Below are 16,420 nucleotides of genomic sequence, written 5' to 3' on the forward strand. Positions count from 1 at the left end.
TGTTAAAGAGCGACCGCCGGCAACCTCGAGACAACCGTGGACACGGGCATCCCGCAGGATATGCAGCGGAACAAGCGAAAGAATTAAACTGGCAGTTGGATTCGTTCGCGAGCGCGAACAGGCCGCGTAGTCTAACAGAACTGCCTCGCTGCGGTCATCCACCACATGAGCGGGCGCAACCAAAGCCGGATGTCCAGGCCATGTTAGACTCCCGCCTTCGCCGACATGGCTCGCTGGCTACAGCGCTCTGACCAAGGCGCTCTGGCTATGGATAGAGCGGCCCCCACCCTCAACGACTGCAACACCGAGGAATAGATCGTGCCCCACCCTTGCGCCCCGCATCCCACTCCTCCGGCCTGGCTCGAGCGCGTGCGTATCGTGCTGGTCGGCACCAGCCATCCCGGCAACATCGGCGGGGTCGCCAGGGCGATGAAGACCATGGGACTTCGCGAACTGGCATTGGTCGCTCCGCGTTGCGATCCCCATACCTCGGAGGCCGTCGCCCGCGCCTCTGGCGCGGATGAGCTGATCCACACGGCCACCCGCCACCAGCGGCTGGAAGAAGCGCTGTCCGACGCGGCCTGGGTGGTCGGCTGCAGCGCCCGCACCCGCACCATGCCCTGGCCCATGATCACTCCGCGACGCTTCTCCTCCAGGCTGGCCGACGAAGTCGCCGCCGCGGGCGAAGAGGCACGAATCGCCATTCTCTTCGGCCGCGAGGACACCGGCCTCACCAACGACGAGCTCGCTCACTGCAACGCCCACGTGCACATCCCCACCAATCCGGAGTTCGGCTCGCTCAACATCGCGGCCGCCGTCCAGCTGATGGCCTACGAGGCGCGCCAAGCCTGGCTCGAGGCGATTGACGACGACGAGTCGACGCCGCTGGGCGAGCACCTCGACGCAGACCAGGCGCTGCGCACGGCGATGGAAAGCGTCGAATGGGACAATCCTCTGGCCAGCCATGCCGATGTCGAACGGCTGATCGAGCATCTAGAGCGCACGCTGATACTCACCGGCTTCCACGACCCGGCCCAGCCCCGCCAGCTGATCCCACGTCTGCGCAGACTGCTGCTGCGTGCGCGGCTCGATCAGATGGAGACCAACATCCTTCGCGGCATCCTCACAAGCGTAGAGCGCCTGGCCAAACCTTGAGCCCGAGCATGGGTGGTGCGCCATTGTGCCGCAGCCGGGTCGGCCGGCCAAAAGTTGACCAAAAAACTCAAGTTTGTCCATAATGAATACGTTTCCTGCACCCACGGCGCCCGCCGACCAGCCATGTGAGCTGGTCGGCGGGCGCCGTGGGGCGCCAGACCGACTCACTCCTGGAGCCTGAAATCGCGGTGATTACGCTTTCCCTCGAGCTCCCACTGCGCCGGAACCACAAAAATGCGCCTGACCACCAAGGGACGATACGCAGTCACCGCGATGCTCGACCTCGCGATCAACGCCCATAGTGGCCCCGTCAGCCTCGCTGAAATATCCAAACGCCAGGAAATCTCGCTCTCCTACCTCGAGCAGCTTTTCGCGCGCCTGCGCCGCTCCGGCCTGGTCAACAGCGTCCGCGGACCCGGCGGCGGCTACCGGCTCAGCGACCAGCCCGCAGCGATCTCGATCGCCCGGGTGATCGACGCGGTCAGCGAATCGATCGACGCGACCCGCTGCCAGGGGCGCGGCGATTGCCAGCAGGGCACCACCTGTCTCACTCATCATCTGTGGTGCGACCTGTCCGATGCAATCCACGGTTTCCTCGATGGCATCACCCTCTCCGATCTGCTTGCGCGCCGCGACGTCCAGCAGGTCGCCGAGCGCCAGCGCTTGAACATCGACGATGAAGCGCTGATCTACATGACCAAGTAAACTGACTGGATTTCAGCCGATGCCGACGGGGGCACCTCCCTCCCGCCGACCAGGAACACGAGCACGCCCATGTCATCTGCGCCGATCTATCTCGACTATGCCGCCACCACCCCGGTCGATCCACGGGTGGCGCAGGCGATGGCCCGCCATCTGGGCCTCGACGGCACCTTCGCCAACCCCGCCTCGCGCAGCCATATGCTCGGCTGGCTGGCCGAGCAGGCGGTCGAAGGTGCCCGTCGCCAGGTCGCCGACCTGCTCAATGCCGACCCGCGCGAAATCGTCTGGACCTCTGGAGCGACGGAAGCCGACAACCTCGCACTGATCGGCTACATGCGCGCCAACCGCGCGCGCGGTCGTCACCTGGTCACCTCGACCATCGAGCACAAGGCGGTGATCGATACAGCGCATGCGCTGGAGAACGAGGGATTCGAGGTCAGCTGGCTCAAGCCGGCGGCGGACGGGCGCATCTGCCCCGAGGCGCTCGAAGCGGCAATGCGACCGGATACCATCCTGGTCTCGCTGATGGCGGTGAACAACGAGCTCGGTACGGTGAACGATCTCGAGGCACTGGGAAATATCGCCCACCGCCACGGCGCCGTCTTCCACGTCGACGCAGCCCAGGCCGCCGGCAAGCTGGCCCTCGACCTCGAACGGCTGCCGATCGACCTGCTCTCGCTCTCGGCGCACAAGATCTATGGCCCCAAAGGGATAGGCGCGCTGTACGTTCGCCGCGACACGCGGATCGAGGCACTGATCCACGGCGGCGGTCACGAGCGCGGCATGCGCTCGGGAACGCTCGCCACCCACCAGATCGTCGGCATGGGGGAGGCGTTCGCCCTCGCCGAGCTCGAACGCGAGGACGACATGCAGCGCATCGCCGAGCTGCGCACCCGCCTGCTCGAAGGGCTGGGCGAGCTCGAGGGCGCCCGACTCAGCGTGGCTGAAGGCCATGGCATGGCCAATATCCTCAGCATCGGGTTCGATGGCGTCGATGGCCAAGCGCTGGTGATGGCGCTGCGTCGGCTGGCGCTGTCCACCGGGTCGGCCTGCAACTCGGCGAGCGTCGCCCCCTCCTACGTGCTCACCGAGCTCGGCGTGCCCACCGCCCGCGCCCTGGCGACACTCAGGATCAGCCTCGGTCGGTTCAGCACTGCGACCGAGATCGACACTGCGATCGCGGACATCCGCGAGGCGCTGGATAAACTGCGCAAGGGCAGCCGCGTCCAGTCGGCCTGAGCGGAATTTTCGCGGCGATTCGCTCAAGGCATCGGTCGCCGCGTCGATAGTCAATCCAAGCAACCTAGGAGAGCGACATGGCTCACATTTCGATCAGCGAGGCCGCCGCACGTCAGATCCAGCGCGTCCTCGCCGAGCGCGGCCAGGGACTGGGACTGCGCGTCGGGGTCAAACCGAGCGGCTGTTCGGGCTACAGCTACGTACTCGACTTCGCCGACGAGCTCGCGCCCGATGACCGCTCCTTCGAGGATCACGGCGCACGAGTGGTCATCGACGCGAAGGCGCTGGAAATGCTCGATGGCACCGAGGTCGACTACGTCAGCGAGGGGCTCAACCAGCTGTTCAAGTTCAAAAACCCCAACGTCAAGGACGAGTGCGGCTGTGGCGAGAGCTTCAGCGTCTGACCCGTCGCGTCTGGATGCAAGGGCGGGTGCGAACGGCTATAATGCTGCGCCTTCGTATACCCGTCGCAAGCCTTACCCGATCACGAGCCCACTCGTTTCATTCCAACGGGCGGTTAGCGGCCATCCGAACGACCTCTTTACCGCCCTGAAACGGCGGTGATCATCCAAGACCTGACAAGGAGCCCTCATGGCGACCGAACGCACTCTCTCGATCATCAAGCCCGACGCCGTTGCCAAGAACGTGATCGGCGAGATCTACGCTCGTTTTGAACGCGCCGATCTCAAGATCGTCGCCGCCAAGATGGTCCACCTCTCCCGCGAGAAAGCCGAAGGCTTCTACGCCGAACACAAAGAGCGTCCCTTCTTCAAGGATCTGGTCGAGTTCATGACCTCGGGCCCGGTGATGATCCAGGTGCTCGAAGGCGAGAACGCGGTACTCAAGAACCGTGACCTGATGGGCGCCACCGATCCGAAGAAAGCCGAGCCGGGCACCATTCGCGCCGACTTCGCAAGCTCCATCGACGCCAACGCCGTCCACGGCTCCGACGCCGTCGAATCCGCCGCGCGCGAAGTGAGCTACTTCTTCTCCTCGGATGAGATCTGCCCGCGCTGATCGACATCGCTGCGTCCGCCGACATCCGGCGGACGCTCACTCCTCCCCTGCGACCCATCCCGCCACCATGACCCAACCGACCGCCACCACCGATACTCCTCTGCTCAATCTGCTGGGCCTCTCCCACGAGGAGATGGTGCAGTTCTTCGACGAGCTCGGAGAGAAGGCCTTTCGCGCCGCCCAGGTGATGAAATGGATCCATCAGGAAGGAGTCATCGACTTCGCCGCGATGACCAACATCTCCAAGGCGCTGCGCGACAAGCTGGCGCGCGTCGCCGAGGTACGCGTACCGTCGATCGCCTATCAGGGTGAATCGAAGGATGGGACCCGCAAGTGGGTGGTCGAGACCGAGGGCGGCAGCCTGATCGAGACCGTGCTGATCCCGGCCGAGAATGGCAATCGCCGCACCCTCTGCGTCTCCTCGCAGGTAGGCTGCTCGCTGGACTGCAGCTTCTGCTCGACCGGAAAACAGGGTTTCGCACGCAACCTCACCAGCGCCGAGATCATCGGCCAGGTGTGGATCGCGACCCATACCGGCGGCGCCTACGCCGACGGCCGCAAGCCGGTCACCAATGTGGTGATGATGGGCATGGGCGAGCCGCTGATGAACTTCGACCCCGTCGTCGCCGCGATGAAACTGATGCTCGACGACAACGCCTATGGCCTGTCCAAGCGCCGGGTCACGCTCTCGACCTCAGGCGTGGTACCGATGATCGACCGCCTCGGCGACGTGCTCGACGTGAGCCTGGCGATCTCGCTGCATGCGCCGACCGACGAACTGCGCAATACCCTGGTGCCGCTCAACCGCAAGTACAACATCGAGAAACTCCTCGATGCTTGCCATCGCTATCTCAAAAAGTGCGGCGACACCAGGATGATCACCATCGAATACACCCTGATGAGCGGGATCAACGATCAGCGCGAGCACGCCGAACAGCTCGCCGAACTGCTTCGGAACATTCCCTGCAAGATCAACCTGATCCCCTTCAATCCCTTCCCTGGGTCGGGCTATACCAAGCCATCGCGCAACCAGGTGATGCGCTTCCAGCAGTGGCTGTTCGAGAAGGGCTACAGCGCACCGGTACGCATGACCCGAGGCGACGACATCGACGCCGCCTGCGGCCAGCTGGTCGGCCGAGTGAAGGATCGAACTCGCCGTCAGGCGCGCTACATCCAGACCCTTTCGATCGACGCAGACTGAAGTGGCCGACTGCGTGGCTTGACTTCACCGGGATGCGACGATTCCATGATGCTCGCCCCACGTCCATTAGCTCGCCGACGGTAACCACCGGATGATTCCACCCCGTCTCCCAGCTGGCCGCCTGGCCGCCCTCGCCCTAGCCGCCCTGCTCGGCGGCTGCGCCGTCGCGTCGACGGGGGATGGGCGAAACCCGGGGGCCGCTTCGGCCTACGCCGAACTGGGCATGGGCTATCTCGGCCAAGGCGAAAGCGATCGCGCGCGGCAGGCCTTCGAGCGCGCGCTGGACCAGGACCCGCACGACCCTACCGCACTGCACGGCATCGCCCTGCTCGAGCATCGCGCGGGCAACGATGAGATCGCCGAACGCTACTACCAGCGCACCCTGCTCGAACTGCCCAGGCGCGACCAGCGCAGCGCAGACGAGATTCCCAGCGAGACCCCGGTGCGCAACAACTACGCAGCGCTACTCTATGAAGAACAGCGCTATACCGAAGCCTGCGAGCAGCTCGAGCGCGCCGCCGGGGATACCGCCTATGCCGGGCGGGCGCGGGTGCTGGTCAACCTTTCCCAATGCCAGCTCCACCTCGGCGAAACGGCAGCGGCGCGCGCCAGCCTGAATCTCGCCGAACGCATCGCGCCCGACCAGCCCACGGTACTGCTGGCGTTGGCCTATCTCGACTATGCCGAGCGCGACATGGGTGCATCGCGCGCGCGGCTGACGCAATATGAACGCCTCGCGGGACTTACTCGCGAAGGGCGAGCGCTCCACGAGGCCCTGGAAAATACCGCGGATGCCTCGCCGAACACGCTCGAACCGGCGTCGTCGGCCATCGATCAACCGTAACCGCGCCCAACAAGGACATCTCGCATGAGCGAACAGCCATCTTCCGCGGCACCCAGGACTCCGACGCAGCCGGCCGGCGAGATGCTGCGCCAAGCCAGGGAGCGCAAGGGGCTGGGGATAGAACAGGCCGCCGCTCAGCTCAACCTGCGTCCCTCGCTGATCGCTGATCTCGAAAGCGAACGCTACGACCAGCTGCAGGTTCCCGCCTATCGCCGCGGCTATCTGCGCGCCTATGCGCGCCTGGTCGGCATAGACGCGGCCGAAGTCCTCAGGGCGCACGATGCGATTCACGGCAAGAGCGATACCCATGAAGCGCTACGGGCCACCCCGATCCAGGCGGTTCGCCGCCCGAGCCGACTGGGCAAGCTGGTGTTCCGCCTGGTCACCGTCATCATCCTGCTGGTGCTGCTGGGGCTGACCGCGCTCTGGTGGCAAAGCCGCGACGGACTGCCCAATTTCGCCGAGAACACCCCCAGTAGCGACGTTTCAAGCGATGCGCTCGACGATGAGCCACCCACGCCGCCTTCAGCGCCAGTCGCACCGGCCGCCTCGCTGAGCGGCGAGGTCATCGATCTCGACGCCGCACTGGCGGTGGCAGGCGTCGAGTCCGGCGAGGCAATCGGCGGCAACGGCCTGCAGATCGACGTCGGCGAAGGCGTCAATGGCGCCCAGCTCACCGCGAGCGAGGCCGCGGCCCTGAGCAACCAGAGCCGCAGCGCACCGACTCAGGACGAGCAGGCATCGGCGACCACGACCGGAGAAGACGTGCTGTCGTTGAGCTTCCGCGAGGCGTCGTGGGTCGAGGTTCGCGATGCCAACAACATGGTGGTGCTGACAGGGCTTCAGCCCGCCGGCAGCGAGCGCTCGGTGGAAGGCGCACCACCACTGCGCCTGGTGATCGGCAATGCCAGCGGCGTCTCGCTCAGCTTCCGTGGCCAGCCCGTGGACCTGCCCGCGCGCACCGGCGGCAGCAACGTCGCCAGATTCACCCTCGGCGAATAAACCAATATCCAAGCCACGACGACCATACCGAGACGCGTGGCAGCAGGATGAGCAGAAGCAAGGCCGCAGACGAGGCCGTTTCGGGAGTCGACATTGAGTAAGTTACAGGCCATTCGCGGTATGAACGACCTGCTGCCGGACCAGTCTCCGGTCTGGCAGTACGTAGAGAACACCTTCAAGCGGCTGCTATCGCGCTACGGGTACCTGGAGGTTCGCGCTCCGGTGCTCGAGCAGACCGCACTGTTTCGCCGTTCGATCGGCGAGGCGACCGACGTGGTCGAGAAGGAGATGTACACCTTCGACGACCGCAACGGCGAGAGCGTCACGCTGCGCCCCGAGTTCACCGCCGGCGTGGTGCGCGCGGTGATCGAGCATGGGCTCGCCCATAACCAGACCCAGCGGCTCTGGACCACCGGCCCAGTGTTTCGCTACGAACGTCCGCAGAAGGGGCGCTATCGCCAGTTCCATCAGCTCAGCGTCGAGATCTTCAATCTCGAAGGGCCCGATATCGATGCCGAACTGATCCTGCTCTCGGCGCGACTACTGCGCGAGCTGGGGCTCTCCGACCAGGTCACCCTCGAGCTCAACTCGCTCGGTACCAAGGAAGCCCGCGCCGCCTATCGCGCCACCCTGGTCGAGTATCTAAAAGCGCACCGCGAGGTGCTCGACGAGGACTCGCTGCGCAGGCTGACCACCAATCCCCTGCGCGTGCTCGACTCGAAGAATCCCGAGATGGCCGCGATGCTGGCCGGCGCGCCGCGCATGCTCGACCACCTCGACGCCGAGTCCGAGGCCCACTTCGAGCGGCTCAAGGCGAGCCTCGACGAGACCGGCGTGCGCTACGTGATCAATCCCCGCCTGGTGCGCGGCCTGGACTACTATTCGCGCACCGTATTCGAGTGGACCACTACCGCGCTGGGCAGCCAGGGCACGGTGTGCGGCGGCGGCCGCTACGACGGTATGGTCGAGGAGCTGGGCGGCAAGCCGACCCCGGCGATCGGCTTCGGCCTTGGCATCGAGCGGCTGGTGCTGCTGCTCGAGACCCTCGAACTGGTGCCCGCCTCGGTGCACGAACACCTCGATGTCTATCTGACCGCGCTGGGCGAACGTGCGCAGCAGCGGGCGCTGCCACTCGCCGAACGGCTGCGCGATGCGTTACCCTCCCTGCGCCTGCAGTTGCACTGCGGCGGAGGCAGCTTCAAAAGCCAGATCAAGAAGGCCGACCGCAGCGGGGCGCGTATCGCTCTGCTGCTCGGCGAAGAGGAGTGCGAGCGCGGCACGGTGGGAATCAAGTTCCTGCGTGAAGAGCGCGAGCAGGAGAACATCCCCCAGGCCGCGCTGGTCGAGCGGCTGGCGCTGGAACTTAGCGCCTGAACGACGCCGCACTGGCGCGGCACGGATGAATCGGCTCGGACCGCGATCGCGGCCGGTACGCAGACAGGAGAACAATGCGTGGCGCAAGACTTAAGAGATGACGACGAACAGCTCGACGCGCTGAAGAGCTGGTGGAAACGTCACGGTACCTCGCTGGTGGCCGGCGTCCTGCTGGCCGCCGCCGGGATATTCGGTTGGAACGCTTGGCAGAGCTATCAGGCCAACCAGACAGCGGACGCCTCGCAAGCCTTCGATCAGCTGATCGCGCTGACCAGCGACTTCAACGTGCTCGACGATGGACAGCGCGCGCAGGTCGATCAGCTCGCCGAACAGCTCAGCGACGATCACGGCGGCACGCTCTACGCCGAACTCGCCCGCCTGATCCAGGCCCGGGTGGCGGTCGATGCCAACGACCCGGACACCGCGATGGCGAGCCTGAGGCAGGTGATCGACGGTGCCAGCCACGACTACGTCAAGGCTGTGGCGCGCCTCGATCTGGCACGGATCCAGGTCGACCGCCAGCAGTACGAAGAAGCGCTCGCAGGCCTTGAAGGTGAACTTCCCGAAGGGCTCCTCGCCCAGCAGGCCAACGTGCGCGGCGACGCGTTCCAGGGCCTGGGGCGCTTGGACGAGGCGCGCGACGCATATCGTACGGCGCTCGATCTGGCCAAGCAGCACGACCTGCCGATCTACGGCGTTCAGCTCAAGCTCGACGATCTCGCGCCCCAGGAGGCTTCATGAATTCGCGGACCCCAATGCGCAGCCTGATGTGCGCCCTCGGTATCACCCTGTTGCTCGCAGGATGCGGCGGCGGCGTCAAACCCGATCCGCCGCCCAAGGAGCTGGGCAACATCCAACCGCAGGTCCGCCTCGACCAGCAGTGGTCGCGCGGTATCGGCGACCTTGGCCGCGCCCGCTATCCGCTCGAGCCCGCGCTCGACGCGGGAGTGCTCTACACCGTCAACGCCGAAGGCCGGCTACGGGCGATCAACGCCGAGAGCGGTGAGATCAGCTGGGAGAGCGAACTCCACGTGCCGGTCTCGACCGGGGTCTCGGTCAGCGCCGGGCGGCTGTTCATCGGCACGCGCAAGGGCGAAGTGCTGGCGGTGAGCCTGGGCGACGGCAACATCGTCTGGCGCACTCAGGTCGCAAGCGAAGTGCTGACCACTCCCCAGGCGAACAACAGCCTGATCGTAGTGCAGAGCGTCGATGGCACCCTCACCGCGCTCGACAAGCTCACCGGCGACCAACGCTGGCTCTACGCTGCCTCGCAGCCCACCCTCACCCTGCGCGGCACCGGCACTCCGCGCACCATCGATCCGGTCACCTTCGCCGGCTTCGCCAACGGACGGGTCGGGCTGTTCGACAACCGCAGCGGCGAGATGATGTGGGACATGCGCATCTCGGTTCCCCAGGGGGCCAACGAGGTCCAGCAGCTCACCGATGTGATCGGCCAGCCGGTGCTGACGCCTGACGGCCGGCTGTTCGTGACCAGCTACAATGGCCAGGTGGTAGCGGTCAACGTACAGAACGGCCAGATGCTGTGGAGCCGGGAGCAGTCGAGCTATCGCTCCCCGCTGCTGGTGGGCAACACGCTGTTCACCGTCGACGAGCGCAGTCACGTCCACGCGCTCGATGCCAACAGCGGAGAGCCGCTGTGGGAGCAGGATGGCCTCGAAGGCCGCCAGCTGACCGCGCCGGTGTTCGTCGATGGCCAGATCGCGCTGGGTGACTACGAAGGCTACATCCACCTGCTCAACGCCGGCAGCGGCGAGATGGACGGCCGCGCGCGGATCGGTGGCGACGGCATCAGCGTGCCGCTGCTGAGCGATGGCAACCGCATCTATGCGCTGTCCAACTCGGGCAGGCTGGTCGCGTTCCAGCTCATCGCCCAGTAAGCCCCGGGCGGCGCGGCGAACGCCGCTCCGCCCGCTCCCGCCGGGCGGCGCCTTCGGCCTCTATTCCCAGCCCCCTATATAGCCGCCGCGCTTTTCGCTACCATTCACTCCCAATCGCCCCGCCCGCCGACCGATCGCAGCTCGCATCGGACTCGTCTTTCGGCCGGGAAGCCACATTCTAGAGCGCAGTTGATCTGGCCGCGCCAATCTCGAGCATCGAAATGAACCCCGTGATCGCACTGGTCGGCCGTCCCAACGTCGGCAAGTCCACCCTCTTCAATCGCCTGACCCGCTCGCGCGATGCCATCGTCGCCGACTTTCCCGGCCTGACCCGCGACCGCCAGTACGGCAATGGCCGCCTCGGCGACAAACCCTTCACGGTGATCGACACCGGCGGCATCAGCGGCGACGAGCAAGGCATCGATGCGGCGATGGCGGAGCAGTCGCTGCTTGCGATAGACGAGGCCGATATCGTGCTGTTTTTGGTCGATGCCCGCGCGGGACTGACGCCGACCGACGAGGCGATCGCCCAGCACCTGCGGGTCAACCAGAAGAAGACCTGGCTGGTGGTCAACAAGACCGACGGCCTGCCCGAGGAAACCGCCACAGTCGAGTTCCACGCCCTAGGCCTCGGCGAACCGTACCCGATCGCCGCCTCCCATGGACGCAACGTCACCCAGCTGATCGAGCTCGTGCTCGAGCCATTTCCGGAGCCCAGCGAGACCGAGGCGCACCCGGAGCTCGATGGCAAAGGCATCCGGATAGGCGTGGTCGGCCGTCCCAACGTCGGCAAGTCGACCCTGGTCAATCGGCTGCTGGGCGAAGAGCGCGTGGTAGTGTTCGATGAGGCCGGCACCACGCGCGATGCGATCGAGATTCCCTTCGAGCGGCGCGGCAAACCCTATGTGCTGGTCGATACCGCGGGTATCCGGCGGCGCAAGAACGTAAGCCTGATCGCCGAGAAGTTCTCCATCGTCAAGACCCTCGACGCGATCAAGTCATGCAACGTCGCCGTACTGGTGCTGGACGCACGCACAGGCCTGGTCGAGCAGGATCTCCACCTGCTCGACTACGTGCTCAATACCGGCCGCGCGCTGGTGCTGGCGGTGAACAAGTGGGACGGCCTCGAGAGCGAGGCGAAGGAGAAGATGCGCACCGAGATCAAGCGACGCCTGGGCTTCGCCGACTATGCGGATCTGCACTTCATCTCGGCACTGCACGGCACCGCGGTAGGCGATCTCTATCCCTCTATCGAGCGGGCGTTCAAGAGTGCCACCGCGCACTGGACGACCAACCGCCTCACCACCCTGCTCCAGGACGCGGTCAAAGAGCACCAGCCGCCGATGGTCAACGGGCGCCGAATCAAGCTCAAGATGGCTCACCAGGGCGGCAGCAACCCGCCGATCATCGTGGTTCACGGTAACCAGATCAATCAGCTGCCCGAAGCCTACAAGCGCTACCTGATCAATACCTTCCGCAAAGTGCTCAAGGTGCGCGGCACCCCGATCCGCTTCGAGTTCCGCTCGGGGGCCAACCCCTTCGACGCCAACCCCGACGCCACCGACCGGGAAAAAGCCAAGGCACGCCAGCTCGCACGCACCCGCGAAGCACGGCGCAGCAAACGCTGAGCCCTGCCCACGGGTGCGTGCGGGGACCAATTCGCCCTTCCCGCGCCGCGCTTCACTCGCCGGCGCCGACCCACTGGCAAGCGAACTGCCAGGCGGCCCGGCCGCTGCGCACCCCTCGCAGGGTGGCGTAGCGCAGCGCCTCTTCCCGAGCCTGCGCATGCCAGTCTCCCTCGAGATACTTGACCCAATACTCGCAGGCGACGAGGAACGTCTCCTGATTGAAGGCATGGAAGGCGAGCCACAGGCCGAATCGATCCGAGAGCGAGATTTTCTCCTCGACGGCATCACCATGGTGAAGTTCGCCGTCGACGATCCGGGTGTCGGTGTTGTCCACCGCGGCTTCCGGCAGCAGATGGCGGCGATTGGAGGTCGCGTAGATCAACACGTTCTCCGGCGGACCGGTGAGCGTGCCGTCGAGCACGCTCTTGAGCGCCTTGTAGGCGTGATCGCTGGCTTCGAAGGAAAGATCGTCGCAGTAGACGATGAACCGATAGCGCTGGTCGCGAAGCCTCGCCACCAGCCCGGGCAGCCCCACCAGGTCATGGCGGTCGACCTGGATCAAACGCAGCCCTTCACCGCTCAGATCATTGAGCAGCGCACGGATGATCGAGGATTTGCCGGTACCGCGCGCGCCCCACAGCAGCGCATGGTTGGCCGGGCGACCGGCGATGAAGGCGCGGGTGTTGTCGAGCAGCGCACGCTTTTGCCGCTCGATGCCGACCAGATCGTCGAGGCTCACGTCATCGCGGGGCGATACCGCCACCAAGCGCCCGCCCGCCAGCGGATGGCGCTCCCAAAGCGCCGCGATGTCGCGTCGCCAGTCGATCTCGGCGTGCTCAGGGGGCAGCAACGGCTCGATACGTGCCAGCAGCGCGATCAAGCGCGAGCTCAGTTCCTCGTTCATCGCCTCTCCAATGGTTGGTCTCGAATCGTTGGTCACGGTCAGCGGCGCTTGGTGCTGACTCGAAGTTTTAAGTCAAACATAATGCAATCCCACCGGGGAGTGGGTCACAGTGCAGCATCCCACGACTCGACGCCCCCTGTTCGATGGAAGACTTCATGCCTCGATATCGTCCGACGCGCAAATGCGCACGCCTTGCCCCCCTCACCATCACCATCGCGCTACTCGCCGGCTGCGTGACCAGCCCCGAGGGCCGCTCGCAGCTGGCGCTGTTCTCCAACCAGGAGCTCGATGCCCAGGGCGCCGCCGCCTTCGCCGAGCTCAGCGCACAGACCCCGACGCTACAGGGCGCACAGGCCAACTACGTGAGCTGCGTCGCCGATGCGATCACCGCCCAAGTGCCGGCCTCGAGCGGCTACACCCAGTGGCAGGTACGGCTATTCGATAGCGACGAAGTCAATGCCTTCGCACTGCCCGGCGGCTACATCGGAGTCTATCGCGGCCTGCTCGGCGTTGCCGCCGACCAGAACCAGCTCGCGGCGGTCATCGGCCACGAGGTCGCGCACGTGCTCGCTCATCACGCCAACGAGCGGGTCTCCAACACCGCGCTGACCCAGTACGGCCTGGGAGTGGCCCAGAGCCTGGGTGGCGAACAGCTCGGCAGCCTGCTCGGGCTCGGCGCCCAGTACGGCGTGCTGCTGCCCTACTCCCGTCGCCAGGAGAGCGAGGCCGACGTGCTCGGCCTCGATCTGATGGCGCGCGCGGGCTTCGAACCGCAAGCGGCGATCACGCTGTGGAACAACATGGAGCGCGCCACCCAGGGAGCGACTCAACCCGAATGGGCCTCCACCCACCCCGACAGCCAGCGCCGCATCGCCGAACTCCAGAACCGCCTCGCCATCGCGGAGCCGCTCTATCGCGCGGCCCAGAGTGAGGGTCGACGGCCCAGCTGCGGTTGAACCAGGCGCGTCGGCGGATCAGCCCGCGCTCGCGTCCCCCCGCATGCCGGCGAGCACTGCGCCGGTGTCCGGCTGGAGGTTGTGCCAGATGAAAAACGATTCCGCCGCCTGCTCGACCAGCATGCCGAGCCCATCGTGGCTGTGCGCCCCCCGCTGCTCGGCCCAGCGCATGAACACCGTGGGCTGCGCGGCGTAGACCATGTCGTAGGCAAGCGCATCGCCTGCGAACAGGCCCTCGGGCAGCGGCGGCAGCTCGGCGCCGAGACTGGCGCTGGTGCCGTTGATCACCAAATCGAAGCGGCCCTCGAGCTGGTCGAAGGCGCCTCCTGCGATCGGGCCGAATCCAGCGAATCGCTCAGCCAGCTGGCGCGCGCGCTCGGCGGTGCGGTTGGCGACGAACAGCGCCTGGGGACGGCGCTCGAGCAGTGGCTCGAGCACCCCGCGCACCGCGCCGCCCGCGCCGAGCACCGCAATCCGCGCGCCTTCAAGACGCGCGCCGAGCCGCTCGAGATCACGCACCAGCCCGACGCCGTCGGTGGTATCGCCATGCAGCCGCCCCTCGTCATCGACACTCAGCGTATTGACCGCACCGGCACGGCGCGCGCGCGGCGCAACCACCTCGGCCAGCGCCAGCGCCTCCTGCTTGAACGGGACGGTAACGTTGGCGCCGCGCCCGCCGGCGGCGATGAAGTCCGCCACGCTCCCGGCGAATCCGTCGAGCGGTGCCAGGCGTCTTTCGTATCGCAGCGGCATGTCGAACTGCGCGGCGAAGGCGTGGTGGATCTCAGGCGAGCGAGAATGGGCGACAGGGTGACCGAAAACGCAATAAATGGCTGACACGACAGCTCCAATGCTTGTAAAAACGAAACCTGGGCGGTACAGGCACCAAACAACACGCCGCCCTCGCAGACCTGCGAGTCAAGCTTGGGTCGAGACAGCAACGCAGCACTTCATTCGACCCGGCTTGCTCATTCGCCCCCGACCCCAAGGACGCCGACCCCGTTCATGATCGCCGACTATCTCCGTACTCTCATCGACTATCACGAGTGGGCCACTCAACGGCTGCTCGGCGCCTGCATGGAGGTAAGCGAAGGAGATTACCGCCGCGACCTGGGGCTTCACTGCCACGGTATCCACGGTACGCTCAACCACCTGCTGCAGACAGAGGAGCTGTGGCTTTCGCGCTATCTCGGCAAGCCCGCTCCCGACAGTGCCACTGAGACAGATGTCTACCGCGAGTCGATCAGCGGTCGCGACACTCTCGCCGCGGCGCTGCGCGAGCAGTGTCGCCAATGGCGCCAAGCGGTGAGCACGCTCGACGACACCAGTGCCACCGAGCGGCTGAGCCTCGAGGGGGGCATCGGCATCCTCGAGCTGAGCCGGGTCGAGCTTTTGTTCCAGGTGATAAGCTACGCGATCCAACTGCGCGGCCAGCTGATCTATGCGCTGACCTCGCTAGGCAACCCCGACCCCGGCATCGACTTTCTCACCTACAGCAGCTCACCGTAGGCGCCATCGACCTCATTGCCCGCTTCTCCCAGCCAGTCGCGCGGTCTCAGGAAATCGTTAAGCCTCGCCTCGGCACTGCCGGGCTCGGCGGCATAACCGTAGCTCCATTGCGCGACCGGCGGCATCGACATCAGGATCGATTCGGTGCGCCCTCCGCTTTGCAGCCCGAACAGCGTGCCGCGATCGTAGACCAGGTTGAATTCGACGTATCGACCACGGCGATGGGCCTGGAAGTCACGCTCGCGCTCGCCGAACGGCGTCGTGCGACGACGCTGGACGATCGGCAGGTAGGCGGGCAGGAAGGCGTCGCCGACCGAGCGCATGAAAGCGAAGCTCTTGTCGAAGCCGGGCTCGTTCAAGTCGTCGAAGAAAAGCCCACCGACCCCGCGGGTTTCATTACGATGCCTGAGCATGAAGTAATCATCACACCAGGCCTTGAAGCGCGGGTAGCAGTCATCACCGAAGGGCGCACAGGCATCGCGGGCGACGCGATGCCAGTGCAGCACGTCTTCGCGCTCAGGATAGTAGGGCGTGAGGTCGATGCCGCCACCGAACCACCATACCGGGGCCTCTCCCTCCTTCTCGGCCAGAAAGAAGCGCACGTTGCCATGGCTGGTGGGCACGAAGGGGTTGCGTGGGTGCAGCACCCAGGAGACCCCCATCGCCGAGAAGCCTCGCCCCGCGAGTGAAGGGCGCGAGGCGCTCGCCGAGGGCGGCAGCTCGCCACCGTGGACATGGGAGAAGTTCACTCCCCCTTTTTCGAACACGGCTCCGTCAGTGATCACGCGAGTGCGCCCACCGCCGCCCTGGGGGCGGGTCCAGCACTCCTCGATGAAGCCGGCTTCTCCGTCTTCATTGGCGAGCTCCAAGCAAAGTCGCTCCTGCAGGCCGGTCAGATAGTGCTCGACGCTGGATAGCATGGCGGCCGGAGAGGGTGTGGTCATGAACGACTCCTGAAATCAGCGTTGAAAGCGCGGCAAAGGTCGGCCAG

Annotated in this window: 17 protein-coding genes; 14 read left to right on the top strand and 3 right to left on the bottom strand. The window is 65.8% G+C overall.

What is annotated here, in order from left to right:
- Positions 1 to 315: 315 nt before the first annotated feature.
- The 12 genes from A5892_RS17350 (at position 316) to der (ending at position 12,060) form a co-directional block, all read left to right on the top strand.
- The gene (locus A5892_RS17350) at positions 316 to 1,155 is read left to right on the top strand and encodes an RNA methyltransferase (RefSeq protein WP_411431768.1); all 840 of its coding nucleotides are present in this window, start codon (positions 316 to 318) and stop codon (positions 1,153 to 1,155) included.
- 234 nt (positions 1,156 to 1,389) lie between these two features.
- Positions 1,390 to 1,860 carry a Fe-S cluster assembly transcriptional regulator IscR gene (gene iscR / locus A5892_RS17355; RefSeq protein WP_064123854.1) on the top strand — a complete coding sequence of 157 codons (471 nt, stop codon included), beginning with the start codon at positions 1,390 to 1,392 and terminating at the stop codon, positions 1,858 to 1,860.
- Positions 1,861 to 1,929: 69 nt separating this feature from the next.
- Entirely contained in the window at positions 1,930 to 3,096 is a 1,167-nt protein-coding gene (locus A5892_RS17360) for an aminotransferase class V-fold PLP-dependent enzyme (RefSeq protein ID WP_064123855.1), read from the top strand.
- A gap of 77 nt (positions 3,097 to 3,173) precedes the next feature.
- Positions 3,174 to 3,500, top strand: coding sequence for an iron-sulfur cluster assembly protein IscA (gene iscA / locus A5892_RS17365; protein ID WP_027349711.1), 327 nt, complete (start codon positions 3,174 to 3,176; stop codon positions 3,498 to 3,500).
- Between the two features lie 187 nt (positions 3,501 to 3,687).
- A complete protein-coding gene (gene ndk, locus A5892_RS17370) occupies positions 3,688 to 4,113 on the top strand; it encodes a nucleoside-diphosphate kinase (protein WP_027349712.1) in 426 nt (141 codons plus the stop codon).
- A 67-nt stretch (positions 4,114 to 4,180) separates the two neighbouring features.
- The gene (rlmN, locus tag A5892_RS17375) at positions 4,181 to 5,314 is read left to right on the top strand and encodes a 23S rRNA (adenine(2503)-C(2))-methyltransferase RlmN (protein WP_064123856.1); all 1,134 of its coding nucleotides are present in this window, start codon (positions 4,181 to 4,183) and stop codon (positions 5,312 to 5,314) included.
- A 91-nt stretch (positions 5,315 to 5,405) separates the two neighbouring features.
- Positions 5,406 to 6,158: a tetratricopeptide repeat protein gene (locus A5892_RS17380; protein WP_082890537.1), complete on the top strand. Its 753-nt coding sequence runs from the start codon at positions 5,406 to 5,408 to the stop codon at positions 6,156 to 6,158.
- 24 nt (positions 6,159 to 6,182) lie between these two features.
- The gene (locus A5892_RS17385) at positions 6,183 to 7,160 is read left to right on the top strand and encodes a RodZ domain-containing protein (RefSeq protein ID WP_064123858.1); all 978 of its coding nucleotides are present in this window, start codon (positions 6,183 to 6,185) and stop codon (positions 7,158 to 7,160) included.
- Positions 7,161 to 7,253: 93 nt separating this feature from the next.
- A complete protein-coding gene (gene hisS / locus A5892_RS17390; RefSeq protein ID WP_263281386.1) occupies positions 7,254 to 8,534 on the top strand; it encodes a histidine--tRNA ligase in 1,281 nt (426 codons plus the stop codon).
- Positions 8,535 to 8,612: 78 nt separating this feature from the next.
- Positions 8,613 to 9,275, top strand: coding sequence for a YfgM family protein (locus A5892_RS17395; RefSeq protein WP_064123860.1), 663 nt, complete (start codon positions 8,613 to 8,615; stop codon positions 9,273 to 9,275).
- The gene (bamB, locus tag A5892_RS17400) at positions 9,272 to 10,432 is read left to right on the top strand and encodes an outer membrane protein assembly factor BamB (protein WP_064123861.1); all 1,161 of its coding nucleotides are present in this window, start codon (positions 9,272 to 9,274) and stop codon (positions 10,430 to 10,432) included. Before A5892_RS17395 ends, bamB begins: the two co-directional genes overlap by 4 nt.
- Positions 10,433 to 10,653: 221 nt before the next feature.
- A complete protein-coding gene (gene der / locus A5892_RS17405; protein ID WP_064123862.1) occupies positions 10,654 to 12,060 on the top strand; it encodes a ribosome biogenesis GTPase Der in 1,407 nt (468 codons plus the stop codon).
- Between the two features lie 52 nt (positions 12,061 to 12,112).
- On the opposite strand, the gene A5892_RS17410 is transcribed toward der, so the two are convergent.
- Positions 12,113 to 12,964 (bottom strand): ATP-binding protein, encoded by an 852-nt coding sequence (locus tag A5892_RS17410; protein WP_064123863.1) that lies wholly within the window; start codon positions 12,962 to 12,964, stop codon positions 12,113 to 12,115.
- Positions 12,965 to 13,119: 155 nt separating this feature from the next.
- Here A5892_RS17410 and A5892_RS17415 point away from each other — a divergent pair, with 155 nt between their 5' ends.
- Complete coding sequence (locus tag A5892_RS17415; protein ID WP_064123864.1) at positions 13,120 to 13,920, top strand: M48 family metallopeptidase; 801 nt, start codon at positions 13,120 to 13,122, stop codon at positions 13,918 to 13,920.
- A gap of 18 nt (positions 13,921 to 13,938) precedes the next feature.
- On the opposite strand, the gene aroE is transcribed toward A5892_RS17415, so the two are convergent.
- Positions 13,939 to 14,760 carry a shikimate dehydrogenase gene (gene aroE / locus A5892_RS17420; RefSeq protein ID WP_064123865.1) on the bottom strand — a complete coding sequence of 274 codons (822 nt, stop codon included), beginning with the start codon at positions 14,758 to 14,760 and terminating at the stop codon, positions 13,939 to 13,941.
- A gap of 165 nt (positions 14,761 to 14,925) precedes the next feature.
- Between aroE and A5892_RS17425 the strand changes: the two genes are divergently transcribed.
- Complete coding sequence (locus A5892_RS17425) at positions 14,926 to 15,429, top strand: DinB family protein (protein WP_064123866.1); 504 nt, start codon at positions 14,926 to 14,928, stop codon at positions 15,427 to 15,429.
- Here A5892_RS17425 and hemF read toward each other — a convergent pair.
- Complete coding sequence (hemF, locus tag A5892_RS17430; protein ID WP_064123867.1) at positions 15,411 to 16,373, bottom strand: oxygen-dependent coproporphyrinogen oxidase; 963 nt, start codon at positions 16,371 to 16,373, stop codon at positions 15,411 to 15,413. The genes A5892_RS17425 and hemF overlap by 19 nt on opposite strands.
- Between the last annotated feature and the right edge of the window lie 47 nt (positions 16,374 to 16,420).

It is taken from the genome of Halotalea alkalilenta (genome assembly GCF_001648175.1).
GTDB classification, from domain to species: domain Bacteria; phylum Pseudomonadota; class Gammaproteobacteria; order Pseudomonadales; family Halomonadaceae; genus Halotalea; species Halotalea alkalilenta_A.

Excerpts from the sequence above, each read along its gene's own strand:
- der (WP_064123862.1), top strand. The coding sequence starts at position 10,654 with ATGAACCCCGTGATCGCACTGGTCGGCCGTCCCAACGTCGGCAAGTCC.
- A5892_RS17380 (WP_082890537.1), top strand. The coding sequence starts at position 5,406 with ATGATTCCACCCCGTCTCCCAGCTGGCCGCCTGGCCGCCCTCGCCCTA.
- hemF (WP_064123867.1), bottom strand. The coding sequence starts at position 16,373 with ATGACCACACCCTCTCCGGCCGCCATGCTATCCAGCGTCGAGCACTAT.
- iscA (WP_027349711.1), top strand. The coding sequence starts at position 3,174 with ATGGCTCACATTTCGATCAGCGAGGCCGCCGCACGTCAGATCCAGCGC.
- rlmN (WP_064123856.1), top strand. The coding sequence starts at position 4,181 with ATGACCCAACCGACCGCCACCACCGATACTCCTCTGCTCAATCTGCTG.
- bamB (WP_064123861.1), top strand. The coding sequence starts at position 9,272 with ATGAATTCGCGGACCCCAATGCGCAGCCTGATGTGCGCCCTCGGTATC.
- A5892_RS17415 (WP_064123864.1), top strand. The coding sequence starts at position 13,120 with ATGCCTCGATATCGTCCGACGCGCAAATGCGCACGCCTTGCCCCCCTC.
- ndk (WP_027349712.1), top strand. The coding sequence starts at position 3,688 with ATGGCGACCGAACGCACTCTCTCGATCATCAAGCCCGACGCCGTTGCC.
- A5892_RS17410 (WP_064123863.1), bottom strand. The coding sequence starts at position 12,964 with ATGAACGAGGAACTGAGCTCGCGCTTGATCGCGCTGCTGGCACGTATC.
- A5892_RS17360 (WP_064123855.1), top strand. The coding sequence starts at position 1,930 with ATGTCATCTGCGCCGATCTATCTCGACTATGCCGCCACCACCCCGGTC.
- A5892_RS17385 (WP_064123858.1), top strand. The coding sequence starts at position 6,183 with ATGAGCGAACAGCCATCTTCCGCGGCACCCAGGACTCCGACGCAGCCG.
- iscR (WP_064123854.1), top strand. The coding sequence starts at position 1,390 with ATGCGCCTGACCACCAAGGGACGATACGCAGTCACCGCGATGCTCGAC.
- A5892_RS17425 (WP_064123866.1), top strand. The coding sequence starts at position 14,926 with ATGATCGCCGACTATCTCCGTACTCTCATCGACTATCACGAGTGGGCC.